16 protein-coding genes are annotated in these 17,873 nt (G+C 71.5%); 7 read left to right on the top strand and 9 right to left on the bottom strand.

The window, feature by feature from the left end:
• Positions 1-176 precede the first annotated feature (176 nt).
• The 4 genes from FB465_RS11295 to FB465_RS11280 all read left to right on the top strand — a co-directional run bounded on the left by FB465_RS11295 (position 177) and on the right by FB465_RS11280 (position 5,479).
• Complete coding sequence (locus FB465_RS11295) at positions 177-905, top strand: hypothetical protein (protein ID WP_145789987.1); 729 nt, start codon at positions 177-179, stop codon at positions 903-905.
• Between the two features lie 79 nt (positions 906-984).
• On the top strand, positions 985-1,830 hold the full coding sequence (locus FB465_RS11290; protein WP_145789985.1) for a DegV family protein: 846 nt from the start codon (positions 985-987) through the stop codon (positions 1,828-1,830).
• Positions 1,831-1,947: 117 nt separating this feature from the next.
• A complete protein-coding gene (locus FB465_RS11285) occupies positions 1,948-2,853 on the top strand; it encodes a ComEA family DNA-binding protein (RefSeq protein WP_246192616.1) in 906 nt (301 codons plus the stop codon).
• Between the two features lie 7 nt (positions 2,854-2,860).
• Positions 2,861-5,479, top strand: coding sequence for a ComEC/Rec2 family competence protein (locus FB465_RS11280; RefSeq protein ID WP_246192615.1), 2,619 nt, complete (start codon positions 2,861-2,863; stop codon positions 5,477-5,479).
• On the opposite strand, the gene FB465_RS11275 is transcribed toward FB465_RS11280, so the two are convergent.
• Positions 5,445-6,314 carry a helix-turn-helix transcriptional regulator gene (locus tag FB465_RS11275; RefSeq protein ID WP_145789983.1) on the bottom strand — a complete coding sequence of 290 codons (870 nt, stop codon included), beginning with the start codon at positions 6,312-6,314 and terminating at the stop codon, positions 5,445-5,447. The two genes, FB465_RS11280 and FB465_RS11275, sit on opposite strands and share 35 nt — an antisense overlap.
• Positions 6,315-6,428: 114 nt before the next feature.
• A complete protein-coding gene (locus FB465_RS11270; protein WP_211785966.1) occupies positions 6,429-6,686 on the bottom strand; it encodes a hypothetical protein in 258 nt (85 codons plus the stop codon).
• Positions 6,687-6,787: 101 nt separating this feature from the next.
• On the opposite strand from FB465_RS11270, the gene holA reads away from it, so the two are divergent.
• Positions 6,788-7,783: a DNA polymerase III subunit delta gene (holA, locus tag FB465_RS11265; protein WP_145789979.1), complete on the top strand. Its 996-nt coding sequence runs from the start codon at positions 6,788-6,790 to the stop codon at positions 7,781-7,783.
• 24 nt (positions 7,784-7,807) lie between these two features.
• Here holA and FB465_RS11260 read toward each other — a convergent pair whose 3' ends face one another.
• From FB465_RS11260 to FB465_RS11250, 3 genes are all read right to left on the bottom strand, one after another.
• On the bottom strand, positions 7,808-8,566 hold the full coding sequence (locus tag FB465_RS11260) for a hypothetical protein (RefSeq protein ID WP_145789978.1): 759 nt from the start codon (positions 8,564-8,566) through the stop codon (positions 7,808-7,810).
• Between the two features lie 388 nt (positions 8,567-8,954).
• Positions 8,955-9,212 (bottom strand): 30S ribosomal protein S20, encoded by a 258-nt coding sequence (gene rpsT / locus FB465_RS11255; protein ID WP_145789976.1) that lies wholly within the window; start codon positions 9,210-9,212, stop codon positions 8,955-8,957.
• Positions 9,213-9,344: 132 nt separating this feature from the next.
• Entirely contained in the window at positions 9,345-9,650 is a 306-nt protein-coding gene (locus FB465_RS11250) for an antibiotic biosynthesis monooxygenase family protein (RefSeq protein WP_145789974.1), read from the bottom strand.
• Between the two features lie 236 nt (positions 9,651-9,886).
• Between FB465_RS11250 and lepA the strand changes: the two genes are divergently transcribed.
• Positions 9,887-11,755, top strand: a complete 1,869-nt coding sequence (gene lepA / locus FB465_RS11245; RefSeq protein ID WP_145789972.1) for a translation elongation factor 4 — start codon at positions 9,887-9,889, stop codon at positions 11,753-11,755.
• Between the two features lie 65 nt (positions 11,756-11,820).
• Here lepA and FB465_RS11240 read toward each other — a convergent pair whose 3' ends face one another.
• Positions 11,821-12,414, bottom strand: a complete 594-nt coding sequence (locus FB465_RS11240; protein ID WP_145789970.1) for a hypothetical protein — start codon at positions 12,412-12,414, stop codon at positions 11,821-11,823.
• 41 nt (positions 12,415-12,455) lie between these two features.
• Entirely contained in the window at positions 12,456-12,965 is a 510-nt protein-coding gene (locus FB465_RS11235; protein ID WP_211785760.1) for a MarR family winged helix-turn-helix transcriptional regulator, read from the bottom strand.
• A 73-nt stretch (positions 12,966-13,038) separates the two neighbouring features.
• Between FB465_RS11235 and FB465_RS11230 the strand changes: the two genes are divergently transcribed.
• Entirely contained in the window at positions 13,039-14,004 is a 966-nt protein-coding gene (locus tag FB465_RS11230; protein WP_145789968.1) for a DMT family transporter, read from the top strand.
• Positions 14,005-14,023: 19 nt separating this feature from the next.
• On the opposite strand, the gene FB465_RS11225 is transcribed toward FB465_RS11230, so the two are convergent.
• Positions 14,024-15,922, bottom strand: coding sequence for an ABC transporter ATP-binding protein (locus FB465_RS11225; protein ID WP_145797269.1), 1,899 nt, complete (start codon positions 15,920-15,922; stop codon positions 14,024-14,026).
• A gap of 152 nt (positions 15,923-16,074) precedes the next feature.
• A complete protein-coding gene (locus FB465_RS11220; RefSeq protein ID WP_145789967.1) occupies positions 16,075-17,808 on the bottom strand; it encodes an ABC transporter ATP-binding protein in 1,734 nt (577 codons plus the stop codon).
• Positions 17,809-17,873: the final 65 nt, after the last annotated feature.

Below are 17,873 nucleotides of genomic sequence, written 5' to 3'. Positions count from 1 at the left end.
GGAGGGGCCGCCCGTTGCGTTGCCCTGTGCCTGAGGGGAGTCCTGAGGGAGATCCCTGAGCCGTCCCTGATCTCCTGCGCGATGTCCGGTTTGACCCGCCCCGGTGGTGGCCTCGGCGGCTACCGTGGGAGTCCTGGTGGTCGTAGCCGGCCGCATCCGGTGGAAGGTGGCTCGTGATGGACGTGCTCGGCGTGGTGATCGCCCTGGTCGTGCTGTTCGGGGTGGGCGTGCTGACCATGGTGGTGATCGGTGCGGTGAAGGCCGCGCGAGCGGTCGCGGCGAAGGTCGAGCAGCATGAGGCCAACGCCCGGCGGGCGGTCGAAACCGCCACCCTGAAGGCGAAGAAGTACACCAAGCCGGGTTCCCAGGGGCAGATCGCCGCAGTCCGGCTGTCGCTGCGGACCTCGCTCGACGGGACCAGGAGGGTGCTGGAGGACGGTCTGACGCAGGACGGCCAGCTGGCCGAGGCGCTGCAGCTGCTGACCCGGCTGGACGCATACGCGGCGGAGCTGGACGGCGAGCTGCGGGTGCTGGAGCGGGAACCGGACGCGGGCCGGGTCGCCGCCAAGCTCCCGGAGCTGCGGGAGCGGGCCGAGCGGATCACGCACTCCGCCGAGTCGATGCGCTGGGCGGCGCAGGACCGGATGCGCCGCTTCGCCGACGACGAGCTGGCGCGGCTGAGCGAGGAGTGCGCGAGCGAGGCGGGCGCGCTGCGGCACTGGGACTCCGGCCCGGTGCCGTCGTCCTCCCCCGCCGGTCCTGACCCTGTGCGGAAGGGGCTCTCCACGGGGCGTCAGATGAGCGCGGAGGAGGTTCTCGGGCTCGCGGAACCGCTGACCCGCCTCGCGCAGCGCCTGCGCAAGCCTTCCACGGGCCCCTCGACGGGGAGTTCCTCGGCGATGTAGGCGGTGTGGGCGGGTTTCACGAAACCATCGCAGCTGGGAGCGCTGTCTTCTGCCTCGCACGGGGAGTAACCTCCGGCTCATGCCCGACCACCTCGCACTCGTCACCGATTCAACGGCCTACCTGCCGCAGGACGCCGTGGACCGTCATCGGATCGCGGTGGTCCCGCTCAGCGTCGCGGTGGGCGACGAGGTCCTGGCCGAGGGCGTCGAGATCTCGCCCAAGGACGTCGCCGAGGCGCTCCGCGGCAAGCACAGGGTGACCACTTCCCGGCCCAGCCCGGAGACCTTCGCCGCCGCCTACCGCGCGGCGGCCGAGGAGGGGGCAAGGGCGGTCGTCTCGCTGCATCTCTCGGCCGAGCTCTCCGGTACGTACGAGGCCGCTCTGCTCGCTGCCGCCGAGGCTCCGATCCCGGTCCGGGTGGTGGACAGCCGGCTGGTCGGTATGGCGCTGGGCCACTGCGTCCTGACGGCCGCGCAGGCCGCCGAGGACGGCCGCGGCCTGGACGAGGTCGTGGCAGCGGCGACCGCGCGGGCGGCGCGGACCAGCGGCTTCTTCTACGTCGACACCCTGGAGCACCTCCGACGAGGCGGCCGGATCGGGCCCGCGCGAGCCCTGCTCGGCTCGGCGCTCGCGGTGAAGCCGCTGCTGCATCTCTCCGGTGGCCGGATCGAACCGCTGGAGAAGGTCCGGACGGCCTCGCGTGCGATCGCCCGGCTGGAGGAGATCGCGGTGGAGCGGGCGGGGGAGGCGGAGGTCGACATCGCGGTGCACCACCTGGCCGCCGAGGACCGGGCCGAGCCGCTCGCGGAGCGCCTGCGGGAGCGCGTACCGGGCCTGCGGGACCTGTACGTGGGGGAGGTCGGCGCGGTGATCGGCGCCCATGTGGGGCCCGGGCTGCTTGCCGTGGTGGTCTCGCCGCGCTGAGCACTGCGCAGCGCAAACTCCCTCGTTCGAGTGAGGGAAGTTATCCACACCCCCGAGTTGTCCACAGGGAATTGAGCATTTCCGGGCGGGCGCCGATTCCTCCGTACCGTCCTCGGCATGAGGACGATGACCCCGGGCGCCGTGCGGCGCCGAGAGACCACCGAGACCGTCCGCGACCGGATGTCCAACCTGTTCGCGACCTCTGCCGCCGACGAGGGGGAGATGCTTCTGCGGGCCGCCCGCAGCGCGGGTCCACCCCGGCCGGGCCCGCTGCCCGGCGCCGATCCCGAGCCTTCGACGGGCACGTCGAACGAGGCCGAGCGTGAGCCTGAACCGGATCTCCCGGCTGAACCTGCTTTCAGGCACCCTTGTGCCCGGAGCCGGTGGCGGTCCGCCCTGATGCTCCACCCCGCGATGATGCTCGACCGTAGGGCCCTTCTGGGCCTGGGTGTTCTGCTCCTGTTCGCCGTCGGCTACGCCGTCCAACACTTCTGGCTGGCCCGTCCACAGTCGGTCGCGATTCCCGTCTCCACAGCGGTGACGGCCCCGGCCGCCACGCGCACCGGCGCCGGGCCACCGCCCGGGTCACCTGCCGGCTCGGCTCCGTCCGGGCCGACGGTGGTGGTCGATGTCGCGGGCAGGGTCCCGCACCCGGGCCTCCGTACGCTGCCGAGCGGCTCCAGGGTCGCCGACGCGCTGGGCGCAGCCGGCGGCCCGCTGCCGGACACCGACACGGCCGGCCTCAACCTGGCCCGTGTCCTGACCGACGGTGAGCAGATCGTCGTCGGCGCGCCCGCCGGACAGCCGGCCTCGGCCGTCGGCGGTCCGAGAACGCCGCTCAGCCTCAACCACGCGACCATCGAGCAGCTCGACGCACTTCCGGGAGTGGGCCCGACGCTGGCTCAGCGCATCGTCCTCTTCCGGCAGGAGCACGGCGGCTTCCGCTCGCTCGACCAGCTCCGCCAGGTCTCCGGCATCGGCGAACGGAAGTTCGGCGAGCTGCGTGCCCTGCTCAATCTCTGAGGCCCCGTTGGCTCCGCCGACCGTCACCCCGACCCGCCTGCCGGGCAAGCACGAGCCCGCCGACCTCCGCCTCCTCGTCCCGGCCGTGTCGGCCTGGGCGGTCACCTTCACCGTCCTCCACCTCGGCCCGGAGCACCGCACCTTGCTGCTCCTGCTCGCCGCGATGGCAGCCGCCGCAGCTCTGGTCCTCTTGGTCGGCACAGGCCGCCGGCCCTCCGCCACGGTCCTCGCCGCCGTTCTTGTCACCGCGGCCGCTGCCACCATCACCACCGTGCTGCACACGGCGGACCTTCATCGCGGCCCGCTACCGGTGCTCGCCCACCCACCGCCCATGGCCTCGGCCGCCGAGTCCGACGGCGTCCCGGGCCGCGTTCCCGACGCGGGCCCCGACCCGCCCGCTGAGCTCAGCGTCGACCTCACCCTTGCCGGCGATCCCAAGTCCCACGTCTCCCGGACGCGCGGAACCGCGCCGGGCCAGTCGCTGCTCACCATCAGCGCCACCGTCGACCGGGTCACGCTGCCGGAACCTCCGACCGCCATCCGTACCCGAACGCCCGTCACCGTCATGGTCCGCGCCCAGGACGCCCCCGCCTGGCAAGGGCTGCTCCCCTCCACCCGGCTCAGCGCCGACGTACGGGTCCTCCCCGCCGACGACGGTTCCGTGAGCAGCGCGGCCGTCGTGCTGGCCCACGGTCCGCCCAGGCTGCTTGCTCGGCCCGGCCTGCCGCAGTGGGTGGCCGGCCGACTGCGAGCGGGCCTCCGCGCGGCCTGCGACCACCTGCCGCCCGACACCAGAGGCCTGCTCCCGGGCCTGGTCGTCGGCGACACCTCACGACTGCCCGACGGCCTTCACGAGGCGTTCCGGGCCACCGACCTCGGACACCTCACCGCGGTCAGCGGTGCGAACCTCGCGATCATCCTGACGGTCCTGATCGGTACGCCGGCCAGGGCCGGTTCGCCAGGACGCGGCGGTCTGGCAGGTCTGCTGGGTCTACCGCTGCGCGTGACGGCCCTCCTCGGCACCGCGCTGACCCTGGCCTTCGTGACCGTGTGCCGCCCGGACCCGAGCGTGCTGCGCGCCGCCGCCACCGGCCTGATCGGTCTGCTCGCCCTCGCCACCGGACGTCCCCGCCAGGCGCTGCCCGCTCTCTCGGCGGCTGCGCTCGTCCTGATCCTGCTCGACCCGTACCTCGCCCGTTCCTACGGCTTCGTGCTCTCCGTCCTCGCCACCACCGGGCTGCTCACCCTCGGCCCGCGGTGGACGGCCGCGCTGCTCCGTCGGGGCTGGCCCCACCGCCTCGCCACCGCCGTTGCCGCCACCGCCGCGGCCCAGGCGCTCTGCGCACCCGTCACCATCCTGTTGGCGCCCCGGATCAGCCTGGTCGCCGTCCCCTGCAACCTGCTCGCCGAACTCGCGGTCGCACCGGCCACCCTGCTCGGCTTCGCCGCCCTGTCCATCGACCCGTTCTCCCGTGCCGCCGCCCGCCTCCTCGCCGATCTGGCCGCTCTGCCCGCCGGTTGGCTGGCGGCGGTCGCTCGGCACGGCGCTGCTCTGCCCGGCGCGCAACTGGCCTGGCCAGGAGGCCTGTTCGGCGCCGTCACACTGGCCCTGACCACCCTCGCCCTCGGCTGGGCCGCCCGTCCTTTCCTTGCTTCGTCCCGACGCTCCGACCGCAGTCACGTCCGCGCGGCGCTGGCCGCCGCGCTCGGGCTGGCCCTGCTGGTCGTCCTCCTGCGCCCGCCGCTGCTCACCCGGATCGCCACCGGCTGGCCGCCGCCGGGGTGGAGGTTCGTCATGTGCGACATCGGCCAGGGAGACATGACCGTTCTGCCGCTGTCATCCGACCCCGGCGGGGTTCCCGACAGCGCGATCGTGGTCGACGCCGGTCCCGACCCGGGTGCTGCCGACACCTGCCTTCGCGACCTCGGCATCACCCGGATCGCGCTGCTGATCATCAGTCACTTCCACGCGGACCACGCCGAGGGGCTGCCCGGGGTCCTGCATGGCCGTAGCATCGGCGCGCTCCAGGTCACCACCCTGGACGCCCCGCCGGGCGAGCACGCCCGCGTCCTCGGCTGGGCGGCCGACGCCCGGGTCCCGGTCCTGCGCGCGCAACGAGGCGAACACCGAAGCGCGGGCCCCCAGCTCTCCTGGGACGTCCTCTGGCCGGACGGGCAGCTCGGCCCGGCCACCCCAGGCGCGAACAACGCCAGCATCGCCCTCCTCGCCACGGTCGGCCCACCTGAGGACCCGCTCAGGATCGCCCTCCTCGGCGACCTCGAACCCCCGGCGCAGGCCGCCCTCCGCGCCTACCTACGCCCACCCCGGGTCGACATCCTCAAGGTCGCCCATCACGGCTCCTCCAACCAGGACTGGGACCTCATCGACGCCCTGCACCCCCGCCTCGCCCTGATCTCCTGCGGCGTCGACAACCCCTACGGCCACCCCTCCTCCCACACCGTCAGCCGACTCGGCGCCCTCGGCTCCGCCGTCCTGCGCACCGACCGCTCCGGCGACATCGCCGTCCTCGGCACCCCCACCGACCTCCGTGCCGCCACTCACCCCCGCGAGCGCCGGCACTCCCAAGGCCTCAGAGCTCCTCGGCCCCGCCCGCCGCCGAGCTGAACTGCTCCTGGCCCACGACCCGCACCAACTCCAGATGGTTGATGTCCGGCGTGCCGGGTGGCGGGGTGAAGATGAGGAGGCGCTGGTCCTCCACCGGGGTCAGCAGGGACTGGCAGTCGAGGTTGATCGGGCCGACCGTCGGGTGGATGACCCGCATCCTGCTGGTGCGCCGGACGCCGACCTCGTGGAGCTCCCAGAGGGCGGTGAACTCGCGGCTCGCGGCGGACAGGCGCTTGACCAGCGCGGTGGACTCGGCGTCGTTCCCCCGTCGCGCGACGGCCGCGCGCAGGTCGGCGGCGTGCACCCGGCTCAGGCGGTCGTGCTCCTCGGCCGGGTACGCCTGCCGGACAACCGGGTCGGTGAACCAGCGCCAGATGACGTTGCGTTCGTCCTCCTGGACGGAGCAGACGGTGCCGAACAGCGCCGTCGCCATGTCGTTCTGCGCCAGCAGGTCACCGAGGTCGCTGAGGATCTGCGCCGGGGTCTCCTTGAGCTGGTCCAGCAGGTAGAGCAGGCCGGGCGAGACGTGGGTGCCGCAGTGGCGGCCGGCGGGCGGGCGGTGGCCGGCCAGCAGGTAGAGGTGGTCCCGCTCGTCCTCGGTGAGCCGCAGCGCGCGGGCGAGCGAGGCGAGGATCTGCGGTGAGGGCTGCGGGCTCCGGGCCTGCTCCAGGCGGATGTAGTAGTCCGTCGACATCCCCGCGAGCTGGACCACCTCCTCGCGGCGAAGCCCCGGCGTGCGGCGCCTGGGCCCGGACGCCAGCCCGACGTCCTGCGGGCGGAGGCGCTCGCGGGAACGGCGGAGGAAGTCGGCGAGTTCGCGTCTGTCCATGTCCATGGCTGCCATGATCCCTGCAGCATCGCCGGTCAACCAGGGATTCCCGATCCCAGGCACAGCGCCTGCCATGAGGCGTCAGGGAACTGTCGACGCGTCAGCACCCCGCGAAACGGCTCAGGCCTCCTCGCGCCAGCCGTCGTGCTCGGCGGCGGCAGCGTCCAGCGCGGCCAGCTGCTCCGCCGTCCATCCGGTCTCCTCCGGCGCCTCGATGACGACCAGCCACTGGGCGTCCTCCGCGTCGTCCTCGCCGGCCAGCGAGTCCCGGACGAGTTCGAGATCGCCCAGGTCGGGCCGGCGGGCGGACAGTTCCTCCGCCGCCTCCTCGGCGGCGTCGCGGTCGGGGAGGACGAGCAGTTGGCGGCTGTTGTTCAGGGTCACGGGACCATTGTGCAGATGCCGCAGCCGACCGAGGTGCCCGGGTCGGGCGCCTGCGCGCACGGTGCTGTCGGTGCCCCGTGCGATCCTGGTACGCGATGGCCAGGAAGAGTGCACCCGACGACCTGCTCGCCCCGCTGACCCTCGCGGTCGGCCAGGAGGAGCTGCTGCTCGACCGCGCGGTTGCCCAGGTGGTGGCTGCCGCCAGGGCGGCCGACCCGGACACCGACGTACGCGATGTCGCCCCCGGTGCCCTCCAGCCCGGTAGCCTCGCCGAGCTGACCACGCCGTCGCTCTTCGCGGAGCGCAAGGTCATCGTCGTCCGGGCCGCCCAGGATCTCTCCGCCGAGTCGGTCAAGGAGGTCAAGGCGTACATCGAGGCACCCGCCGAAGAGGTGATCATGGTGCTTGTGCACGCCGGCGGCGCCAAGGGCAAGGGCCTGCTGGACGTCGGCCGCAAGGCGGGCGGCCGCGAGGTGGCCTGCGCCAAGCTGACCAAGGCCGGGGACAAGCTGGCCTTCATCCGGGGCGAGTTCCGCACGCTCGGCCGTTCGGCCAGTCCGGAGGCCTGCCAGGCACTGCTCGACGCGCTCGGCAGTGACCTGCGCGAGCTGGCAGCCGCCTGCAGCCAGCTCACCGCGGACGTCGAGGGCACCATCGACGAGTCGGTCGTCGCCCGCTACTACAGCGGCCGGGCCGAGGCCACCGGCTTCGAGGTCGCCGATCTCGCGGTCACCGGCCGGGCGGCCGAGGCGCTGGAGCGGCTGCGCTGGGCGCTGGCGGTCGGCCAGCCGCCCACCGGTATCACCTACGCCCTGGCCTCCGGTGTCCGCAGCATCGGCCGTCTCGCCACCGCCGGCCGGAACATGCGCCCGGCCGACCTCGCCCGCGAGCTGGGGATGCCCCCGTGGAAGGTCGAGCGGGTCCGCCAGCAGATGCGCGGCTGGACGGGCGATGCCGTGGCCACCGCCCTCACCGCGATCGCCCAGGCGGACGCCGCCGTCAAGGGTGGGTCCGACGACCCCGCCTACGCGCTGGAGCGGGCCGTGGTCGCCGTCGCCCGGGCGGCCCGCTCGGGAGCCCGCCCCTACTGACGCTCGGAGCTCCGGGGCCGGAGCTCAGGCCCCGCCGATCGCCTTGAGTACGTCCCGACTGTCCATCAGCAGCGCCTGCCGGATGGTGTCCCGGTCCGGCGGCGTGCCCTTGCCCTCCTGGTACGAGCCGGACCAGCTCAGGTAGTAAGTCAGCCCGCCGTCGCGCACGTACAGCACCTGGGTGAGGTAGTGCCAGGTCCGGTCCGAGCTGCTGGGGTCGTCGAGGTAGCCGATGTACGCCTGCTCGCCGAGGCTCGGCACCTCGCTGATCTGGTACTTGCGCTGCTGAAGGCTCGACTTCTGCGCCTCGAACTCCTGCCGCGGGTCGACCGCCTTGTGCAGCTGAGCCTCCAGGTAGAGCGAGGAGTACTCGGTGTCACTGCTGCTCTTCTTGAGGTACTTGCTGCAGTACATGTCGTCCATCGCCGCGTGCCGGGTCGAGTAGTGGTACGGGGTGCCGGACTGCGCGGGGTAGAGCTGGGTGAAACGGGTGAACCGGGCGGTGGTGCACAGGTCGTCGACCACGCGGTAGCCGCCGAGACCGGGGGCCTTGCCGCCGGTGGTGACGATGCCCGGCACGGTGATGACGGCCGTCGCCCACACCACCGAGGCCACCAGCGCGCCCGCCACGCCCCACAGCAGACTCCGGCGCGAGGACGAGGCGGCCGGGCGTGCCTGGACGGGCGCCGGTCCGGAGGACACCGGGGGAGGAGGCGGCCCGTAGCCCGACGGCCGGCCGGGGAAGCTGCCGTACCCGGGGCCGGCGTCTGTTGGTGTCGACATCTGTTGAGCCCCCAACTGGGTGTCCTGCGCGCTGGTCGTAGCACCGAACCATATCGGTGAACAGGATGTCGCAGAGAGTGAGGGGGTGTCACCGTCCGCCGACCGGGGCGACCCGGGCCCGGAACGCCGACAGGCGCCGCAGCCGCCCGGGGAAGGGCCAGCTGCGACGCCTGTTCGGTTCTGCCGTGTGTACCGCACCCGCGTGGCGAACGCAGGCCGCGTGCGGTACGAGTCTTTGCGCCTCAGGGCTCCGGGTAGAGGGCCGGAGTTCCGACCTGAGGGGAAGGGTCCACGGGGGGCGGGTAGAGGGCCGCCGGTCGCGCAGACCGTGCCGGGACGGGCCCGGCGGGGAAATCGGTCAACCAAAAGGTCAGCCGGAATCCGACAATCAGGCAGCGACGCGCTTGGTGATCGCGGACTTCTTGTTGGCGGCCTGGTTCTTGTGGATGATGCCCTTGCTGGCGGCCTTGTCGAGGGCCTTGGAGGCCTCGCGGGCCAGCACGGTGGCCTTCTCGGTGTCACCGGCGGCAGCGGCCTCACGGGCCTTGCGCAGGGCGGTCTTCAGCGAGGACTTGACGGCCTTGTTGCGCAGGCGCGCCTTCTCGTTGGTCTTGTTGCGCTTGATCTGGGACTTGATGTTCGCCACGAAGGAGCCTCAGTCTTGTCTGTGAAAAACGATGAACGGGCTGCACCGGCGGCTCGGTCAGGCTGAGAGGGCATGCCGAGGCCGGGTGCAGCGCCCCACGCTACCAGGGGCCCGGGGCCTGCCCCAAACCGGCTACGCCGTGAGAAGCGGCTCGCCGTAGTGCTCCACCTCGGGGAACGGCGCGTAGAAGTGGTGCAGCAGGGCCCGCCACTCCTGGTACTCGGGCGATCCGCGGAAGCCCTCGGTGTGGTCCTCCAGGGTCTCCCACTCCACCTGGAGCAGGAACCGCGCGCCCCGCCCCTCGTCCAGGCAGCGCCGCAGCGCCAGTGAGCGGAAGCCCTTCTGGACCGCGATCAGTGGCTTGGCCTGGGCGAACGCGCCGAGAAAGGCGTCCTCCCGGCCGGGCAGGACGTCGAGCAGTGCACTCTCCAAGATCATGAGAGTCGATCCTGCCGCATCCACCGGCCGGGCGGGAAGAGCGGGAGAGCGGGCCGGAAGGGCACAGGCAGGGCAGGGGAAAAGCAGGCCGGAAGAGCTGCCCGGCGCAGTGGTCCCGGCTCGTGGGAAGATGGACGGAACCATTTCGATCGGACGAGACCGTCCGGTCCCCGGGAAGCCGGTCAGTGATGACCAGGGCACTCCCGGCCCCCGGACCAACGGAGAATCGGACCAAGGTGCCCGCGACCCCCAGCAATGTGCCAGAGCCCAGCCGTACCGACCCGGCGCTGATCCGCAACTTCTGCATCATCGCCCACATCGACCACGGTAAGTCGACGCTCGCAGACCGGATGCTGCAGATCACCGGCGTGGTCGACCCCCGGCAGATGCGCGCCCAGTACCTCGACCGGATGGACATCGAGCGCGAGCGCGGCATCACCATCAAGTCGCAGGCGGTCCGTCTCCCGTGGGCGCCGAACACCGGTGACAACACCGGCACGACGCACATCCTGAACATGATCGACACTCCGGGCCACGTCGACTTCACGTACGAGGTGTCCCGCTCGCTCGCCGCCTGCGAGGGCACGATCCTCGTGGTCGACGCCGCCCAGGGCATCGAGGCGCAGACCCTCGCCAACCTGTACCTGGCGCTGGAGAACGACCTCACGATCATCCCGGTCCTCAACAAGATCGACCTGCCGGCCGCCCAGCCGGAGAAGTACGCGGCCGAGCTCGCGCACATCATCGGCTGCGACCCGTCGGACGTCCTCAAGGTCAGCGCGAAGACCGGCCTCGGCGTCGAGGACCTGCTCGACCACGTGGTCGAGAAGATCCCGGCCCCGGTCGGCGTCAAGGACGCCCCGGCCCGCGCGATGATCTTCGACTCGGTCTACGACTCCTACCGCGGCGTGGTCACCTACGTCCGAGTGGTCGACGGTCAGCTCACCAAGCGCGAGCGGATCTCGATGATGTCCACCGGCGCGACCCACGAGCTGCTGGAGATCGGCGTCATCTCGCCCGAGCCCAAGGTCGCGGACGGCCTCGGCGTCGGCGAGGTGGGCTACATCATCACCGGTGTGAAGGACGTCCGGCAGTCCAAGGTCGGTGACACCATCACCTCGATGCACAAGGGTGCGACCGAGGCGCTGGGCGGCTACAAGGACCCCCGTCCGATGGTGTTCTCCGGCCTCTACCCGCTGGACGGCAGCGACTACCCGCTGCTGCGCGACGCCCTCGACAAGCTGCGCCTCAACGACGCCGCGCTGGTCTACGAGCCGGAGACCTCGGTCGCGCTCGGCTTCGGCTACCGCTGTGGCTTCCTCGGCCTGCTGCACCTGGAGATCATCCGGGAGCGCCTGGAGCGCGAGTTCAACCTCGACCTGATCTCCACCGCCCCCAACGTGATCTACCGGGTGGTCATGGAGGACGGCAGCGAGCACGTCGTCACCAACCCGAGCGAGTTCCCGACCGGCAAGATCGCCGAGGTGCACGAGCCGGTGGTGCGCGGCACCATCCTCGCCCCGAACGAGTTCGTCGGCGCGATCATGGAGCTCTGCCAGGCCCGCCGCGGCAACCTCCAGGGCATGGACTACCTCTCCGAGGACCGGGTCGAGCTCCGCTACACCCTGCCGCTCGCCGAGATCGTCTTCGACTTCTTCGACCAGCTGAAGTCCAAGACCCGCGGCTACGGCTCCTTCGACTACGAGCCCATCGGCGAGCAGACGGCCCAGTTGGTCAAGGTCGACATCCTGCTGCACGGCGACGCGGTGGACGCGTTCTCCGCGATCGTGCACAAGGACAAGGCCTACAACTACGGCGTCATGATGGCCGGCAAGCTCCAGAAGCTGATCCCGCGCCAGCAGTTCGAGGTGCCGATCCAGGCGGCCATCGGCTCGCGCGTGATCGCCCGTGAGACCGTCCGCGCGATCCGCAAGGACGTTCTCGCGAAGTGCTACGGCGGTGACATCTCGCGTAAGCGGAAGCTGCTCGAGAAGCAGAAGGAGGGCAAGAAGCGGATGAAGATGGTCGGCCGCGTGGAGGTCCCGCAGGAGGCCTTCATCGCCGCGCTGTCCACCGACGCGGACGCTCCCAAGGAGAAGAAGTAGGCGGTAGCGCCTGAGGGCCCGCCACCCGGGAACGGGTGGCGGGCCTTTTCGCACTTCGGGTGCCGTCAGCCTTGGCCGGGGAAGGCCGGGTCGACCGTGATGACCACGTGCGGTGCGTGTCTGGCGATGGTGGTGAGGAGCCGTTGGGTGTCGAGCTGCCAGAGGTGGACGGGGCGGCTGGCGCTCAGCAGGTCGAGGCACATGCCGGAGGCCCGCTCGTTGGCCCGGGCCAGGGCGGGGTTGGAGGAGGCGGCGGGGAGCGGTGGCGCGCCCTCGGTGCGGTGGAGGCCGACGAAGGCCATGGAGCCTGCACGTTGGACCCAGAGCTCGACCCCGACGATGTCGCTCCACGGCACGAGTGCCGTGGTCCTCGCGTACCCCAGGGGGTAGCCGCCCAGCAGGATGCCGTCGGTGTCGACGCGCAGGGCGACCTGCCGTCTCCGGACGGTCGCGAACGAGAGAGCGGCGGAGCCCGCTCCGAGCAGGAGCGCCAGAACTCCCAGCACCACGATCACCGCGCCGAGGGTTCCCCCCTTTGCCGCGCCCACGGCGAGCGCGAGCACGGCGACGGCCGCGGTCATGGCGTTGGTGACGGCCTTTCGAGAGGTCCTTCTGGTCCAGCCATAACGGGTCTCGTACACATCGTCCGTTGTCAGCACGGGTGTGAGTGTGGCAGTGGTGGGGCCGCTGCGGAAGATGTTCAGCCGCTTGCAGTGGTCGCGTCGAGCAGTCGCCGCAGCAGCCGGTTGAGGGTCTCGGCCTCGTCCGGGTCGAGTGCGCCGAGCGCCTCCTGCTGGACGGCCAGGCCGGCGCCGACGGCCCGGTCGACGATGTCGAGGCCGGCGGGCGTGAGGGTGATGCGCAGGCCGCGGCGGTCGTTCGGGTCGGGGGAGCGGCTGAGCAGCCCGGCCCGTTCCAGCTTGTCCAGCCGGCCGGTCATGCCGCCGGTGGTGAGCATCAGGGTGGCGGTCAGCTCGCGGGGCGAGAGGGTGTACGGCTCGCCGGCGCGGCGGAGGGTGCCGAGCACGTCGAACTCGCCGCGGCCGATGCCGAGGGGCGCGTAGGCCTGCTCCATGCGGTCGCCCATGGCGCGCGATAGCCGGAAGATCCGGCCGAAGGCCGCCATCGCCTCGGTCTGCAGGTCGGGCCTGACCCGGGCCCACTGCTCGGTGATGGCGTCCACGGCGTCCGGTCGCAGGGCGTTGTCCATACGGAAAGTCTGGCACAGGATCGCTTGCACGGAAGTAGCTTGACATTAAGTAGCTTAGAGCTAAGTTACTTACATGCTTTCGACATTCGGCGCCAAGCGCGCCCTGGCCCTGACCGCCCTGGCCCCGCTCGCCTGGGGCTCCACCTACGCCGTGACCGCCGAGCTGCTCCCCGCCGACCGGCCGCTGCTCGCCGGCACCCTGCGTGCCCTGCCCGCCGGTCTGGTGCTCCTCGCGGCCACCAGGCGGCTGCCCCGGGGCGACTGGTGGTGGCGGGCGGCCGTACTCGGGGCGCTCAACATCGGGGTGTTCTTCGCGCTGCTCTTCATCGCCGCCTACCGCCTGCCCGGTGGTGTCGCGGCCGTGCTGGGCGCGATCCAGCCGCTGCTGGCGGCCGGGCTCGCCGTGCCGCTGCTGGGGGAGCGGGTCGGGCGGCGCGCGCTGCTGGCGGGCCTGGCCGGGGTGCTCGGGGTGGCCCTGGTGGTGCTGCGGGCCACCGCGCGGCTGGACGTGATCGGGGTGCTCGCAGGGCTCGCGGGCGCGGCCTGCATGGCGGCCGGCACCGTACTGGCCAAGCGCTGGGGCCGCCCGGAGGGCGTCGGCCCGCTGGTCCTGACGGGGTGGCAGCTGACGGCCGGCGGGCTGATGCTGCTCCCGGTCGCCCTGCTGGTCGAGGGCCCGCCGCCCGCGCTCACCGGCATGAACCTGCTGGGGTACGGCTACCTGGCGGTGGCCAACACGGCGCTCGCGTACTGGCTCTGGTTCCAGGGCATCGGCCGGCTGCCCGCGACCTCCGTCGCCTTCCTCGGTCTGCTCAGCCCGCTGTCGGCCGCCACGATCGGCTGGGCCGCCCTCGGGCAGTCGCTGACGGCCCTTCAGCTGCTCGGCATGGCGGTGGCGCTCGGCAGCACCCTGCTGGGCCAGCGGCCGCAGCCGAGCCCGGCCCAGGCCCAGGCCAAGGAAGGCCGCGACACGACAGTGGGAGACAGGCCGAGCCTGTCTCCCACTGAAGATGACCAGTCCCGCCGGTCCCGTGCCTAGTCGCCCGGTCGCCCGTTGGCTAGTCGACCTCGGCGACCGCCTGGGCGAACTGGGCCTCGTACAGGCGGGCGTACGCGCCCTTGGCCGCGATCAGCTCGTCGTGCGAGCCCTGTTCGACGATCGAGCCGTTCTCCATCACCAGGATCACGTCGGCGTCCCGGATGGTGGAGAGGCGGTGGGCGATCACGAAGCTGGTACGGCCGCTGCGCAGCCGCGCCATGGCGCGCTGGATGAGCACCTCGGTACGGGTGTCCACGGAGCTGGTCGCCTCGTCCAGGACGAGGATGCTCGGCTGGGCCAGGAACGCCCGGGCGATGGTGATCAGCTGCTTCTCGCCCGCGCTGACGCCGGTGCCCTCGTCGTCGATGACGGTGTCGTAGCCGTCCGGCAGGGTCCGGACGAAGCGGTCGACGTGTGCGGCCCTCGCCGCCTCGACCACCTGCTCGCGGGTCGCCTCCTCGGCGCCGTACGCGATGTTCTCCGCGATGGTGCCGCCGAACAGCCAGGTGTCCTGCAGCACCATGCCGATGCCGGAGCGCAGCTCCTCGCGGGACATGGCGGCGATGTCCACCCCGTCCAGGGTGATCCGGCCGCCGCTGACCTCGTAGAACCGCATCAGCAGGTTGACCATCGTGGTCTTGCCGGCGCCGGTCGGGCCGACGATGGCCACGGTGTGGCCCGGTTCGACCTTGAGCGAGAGAGCGTCGATCAGCGGCTTCTCCGGGTCGTACCGGAAGGAGACGTCCTCGAAGGCGACCCGGCCGCGCAGCTCCGCCGGGCGCTCGGGCATCGCCGGCTCGGGCGTCTGCTCGGGGGCGTCCAGCAGCTCGAAGACCCGCTCCGCCGAGGCCACCCCGGACTGCACCAGGTTGGCCATGCTGGCGACCTGGGTCAGCGGCTGGCTGAACTGCCGCGAGTACTGGATGAAGGCCTGCACGTCGCCGATCGACAGCGCACCACTGGCCACCCGCAGACCGCCGACCACGGCGACCAGTACGTAGTTGAGGTTGCCGATCAGCATCATCGCGGGCTGGATGATGCCCGAGATGAACTGGGCCTTGAAGCTGGAGGCGTAGAGCGCCTCGTTCTCCTTGCGGAAGGTCTCCGCGGCCTCCTGCTGGCGCCCGAAGACCTTGACCAGCGCGTGGCCGGTGTACATCTCCTCGATGTGCGCGTTGAGCTTGCCGGTGGTCCTCCACTGGGCGACGAACTGCGGCTGGGCGCGCTTGCCGACCTTGGTCGCCACCATCACCGAGACCGGCACCGAGATCAGCGCGATCAGCGCCAGCAGCGGTGAGATCCAGAACATCATCGCCAGCACGCCGATGATGGTGAGCAGCGAGTTCACCACCTGGCCCATGGTCTGCTGCATGGACTGGCCGATGTTGTCGATGTCGTTGGTGGCCCGGCTCAGTACCTCGCCGCGCGGCTGCTTGTCGAAGTAGCTGAGCGGCAGCCGGGAGAGCTTGGCGTCGACGGACTCGCGGAGCCGGAACACCGTGCGCTGGATCGCGCGGGCGGCCAGCCGGCCCTGGAAGATGCCGAAGACGGCCGAGGCGAGGTAGATCGCCAGCACCCAGAGCAGCACGGTGCCGATGGCGTTGAAGTCCATGCCCTGGCCGGGGGTGAAGTGCACCGTGGAGAGCACGTCGGCGATGCCGCCCTGGCCATTCGCCCGCAGGTCGGCCAGCACCTGAGCCTGGGTCACCCCTGCGGGGTAGTGCTTGCCGACCACCCCCGCGAAGATCAGGTCGGTGGCATGGCCGAGCACCTTGGGCCCGATCACCGCGCAGCCCACGCTGAGCACGCCGAGGGTGAGCACCCCGTAGAGGGCGCCGCGCTCGGGGCGCAGCAGCTTCAGCAGGCGTCGGCTGGAGCCCTTGAAGTCCATCGACTTCTCGGTCCCCTGACCGCCCATGAAGCGGGCGGGCCCGGCCGGACCGCGCCGCGCGGCGGCGGTCTGAGAGTCGCTGACCGCGGCCGGCTTCTCGAGCTTGGTCGCGGGTGTCGTGGGCGTTGTGGGCGTCGCAGTAGTCTCGGGTGTCTTCTCGGGCGTTTTCTCGGGCGTGGTCACGCCGCCTCCTGCTCGGTGAGCTGGGAGAGCACGATCTCCCGGTACGTCGGGTTGTCGGCCATCAGCTCGTGGTGCGTGCCGCTGCCGACCACGGCGCCCTCGTCCAGCACGATGATGCGGTCGGCGTCCCTGATGGTGCTGACCCGCTGGGCGACGATCAGCACGGTCGCCTCGGCGGTCTCCTGGGAGAGTGCCTTGCGGAGTCTGGCGTCGGTCGCGTAGTCGAGCGCGGAGAACGAGTCGTCGAAGAGGTAGATCCCGGGCTTGCGCACCAGCGCGCGGGCGATCGCCAGCCGCTGCCGCTGACCCCCCGACACATTGCCGCCGCCCTGGGCGATCGGGGCGTCCAGGCCTTCGGGCAGCGCCTCGACGAAGTCCTTGGCCTGCGCCACCTCCAGCGCGTGCCAGAGCTCCTCGTCGGTCGCGTCCGGCCGGCCGTAGCGCAGGTTGCTGGCCACCGTGCCGGAGAAGAGGTACGGCTTCTGCGGCACCAGCCCGACCGACTCGGCGATCAGGGCGGGCGACATCTCCCGTACGTCCACGCCGTCCAGCAGCACCTGGCCGCCGGTGGCGTCGAAGAGCCGGGGCACGAGGCCGAGCAGGGTGGACTTGCCGCTGCCGGTCGAGCCGATCACGGCGGTGGTCTCGCCGGGCCGGGCCAGGATGTCGATGCCTCGCAGCACCGGGGCCTCGGCTCCGGGGTAGCGGAACTCGACCTCGCGCAGCTCCAGGTGGCCGCGGCGGAGCAGCTCGGTGACCGGGTCGGTGGGCGGGACGACGCTGGTCTCGGTGGCCAGCACCTCCTGGATGCGTTCGGCACAGACCTCGGCGCGCGGCACCATCATGAACATGAAGGTGGCCATCATGACGCTCATCAGAATCTGCATCAGATAGGAGAGAAACGCCGTCAGGGCGCCGATCTGCATCTCGCCGCTGTCGATCCGGTGCCCGCCGAACCACATCACGGCGACGCTGGAGACGTTCACGACCATCATCACGGACGGGAACATGAAGGCCATCATCCGGCCGACCCGCAGCGAGACGTCCGTGAGCTCCTGGTTCGCCCCGGCGAACCGGTCCTGCTCGTGGCCGTCCTTCACGAAGGCGCGGATGACCCGGATGCCGGTGATCTGCTCGCGCAGGACCCGGTTCACGGTGTCGATCCTGGTCTGCATGCTGCGGAACTGCGGCCGCAGCCGGCGGACGAGCACGGTGACCACGGCGCCCAGCAGCGGGACCACGATCAGCAGCAGCCCGGAGAGCGGTACGTCCTGGTTGAGCGCCATGACGATGCCGCCGACGCACATGATCGGCGCGGCGACCATCAGGGTGAAGCCCATCAGCACCAGCATCTGGACCTGCTGGACGTCATTGGTGGTGCGGGTGATGAGCGAGGGCGCGCCGAAGCCGCCGAGCTCCCGCGCGGAGAAGCTCTGCACCCGGTCGAAGACGGAGGCGCGGATGTCCCGTCCGATCGCCATCGCGGTACGGGCGCCGTAGTACACCGCGCCGATCGAGCAGACGGCCTGGGCCAGCGAGACGGCGATCATCACTCCGCCGATCCGCAGGATGTAGCCGGTGTCCCCCTTCACGACCCCGTCGTCGATGATGTCGGCGTTGAGGGTGGGCAGGTACAGCGCCCCGATGGTCGAGACGAGCTGAAGCAGTACCAGCAGGGAGATCGGTTTGGTATAGGGGCCCAGATGGGCCCGCAGGAGTTTGATCAGCACCGTGACACTCTCGTTGTCGGCTGGGGGATTCGCACCCCATTTTCGGTCTTCCCACGGGTCTGCGT

This window comes from Kitasatospora atroaurantiaca, assembly GCF_007828955.1.
Lineage (GTDB): Bacteria > Actinomycetota > Actinomycetes > Streptomycetales > Streptomycetaceae > Kitasatospora > Kitasatospora atroaurantiaca.
Note: the sequence above shows the minus strand (reverse complement) of the source record. Positions and strands in the feature narration are given on the sequence as shown.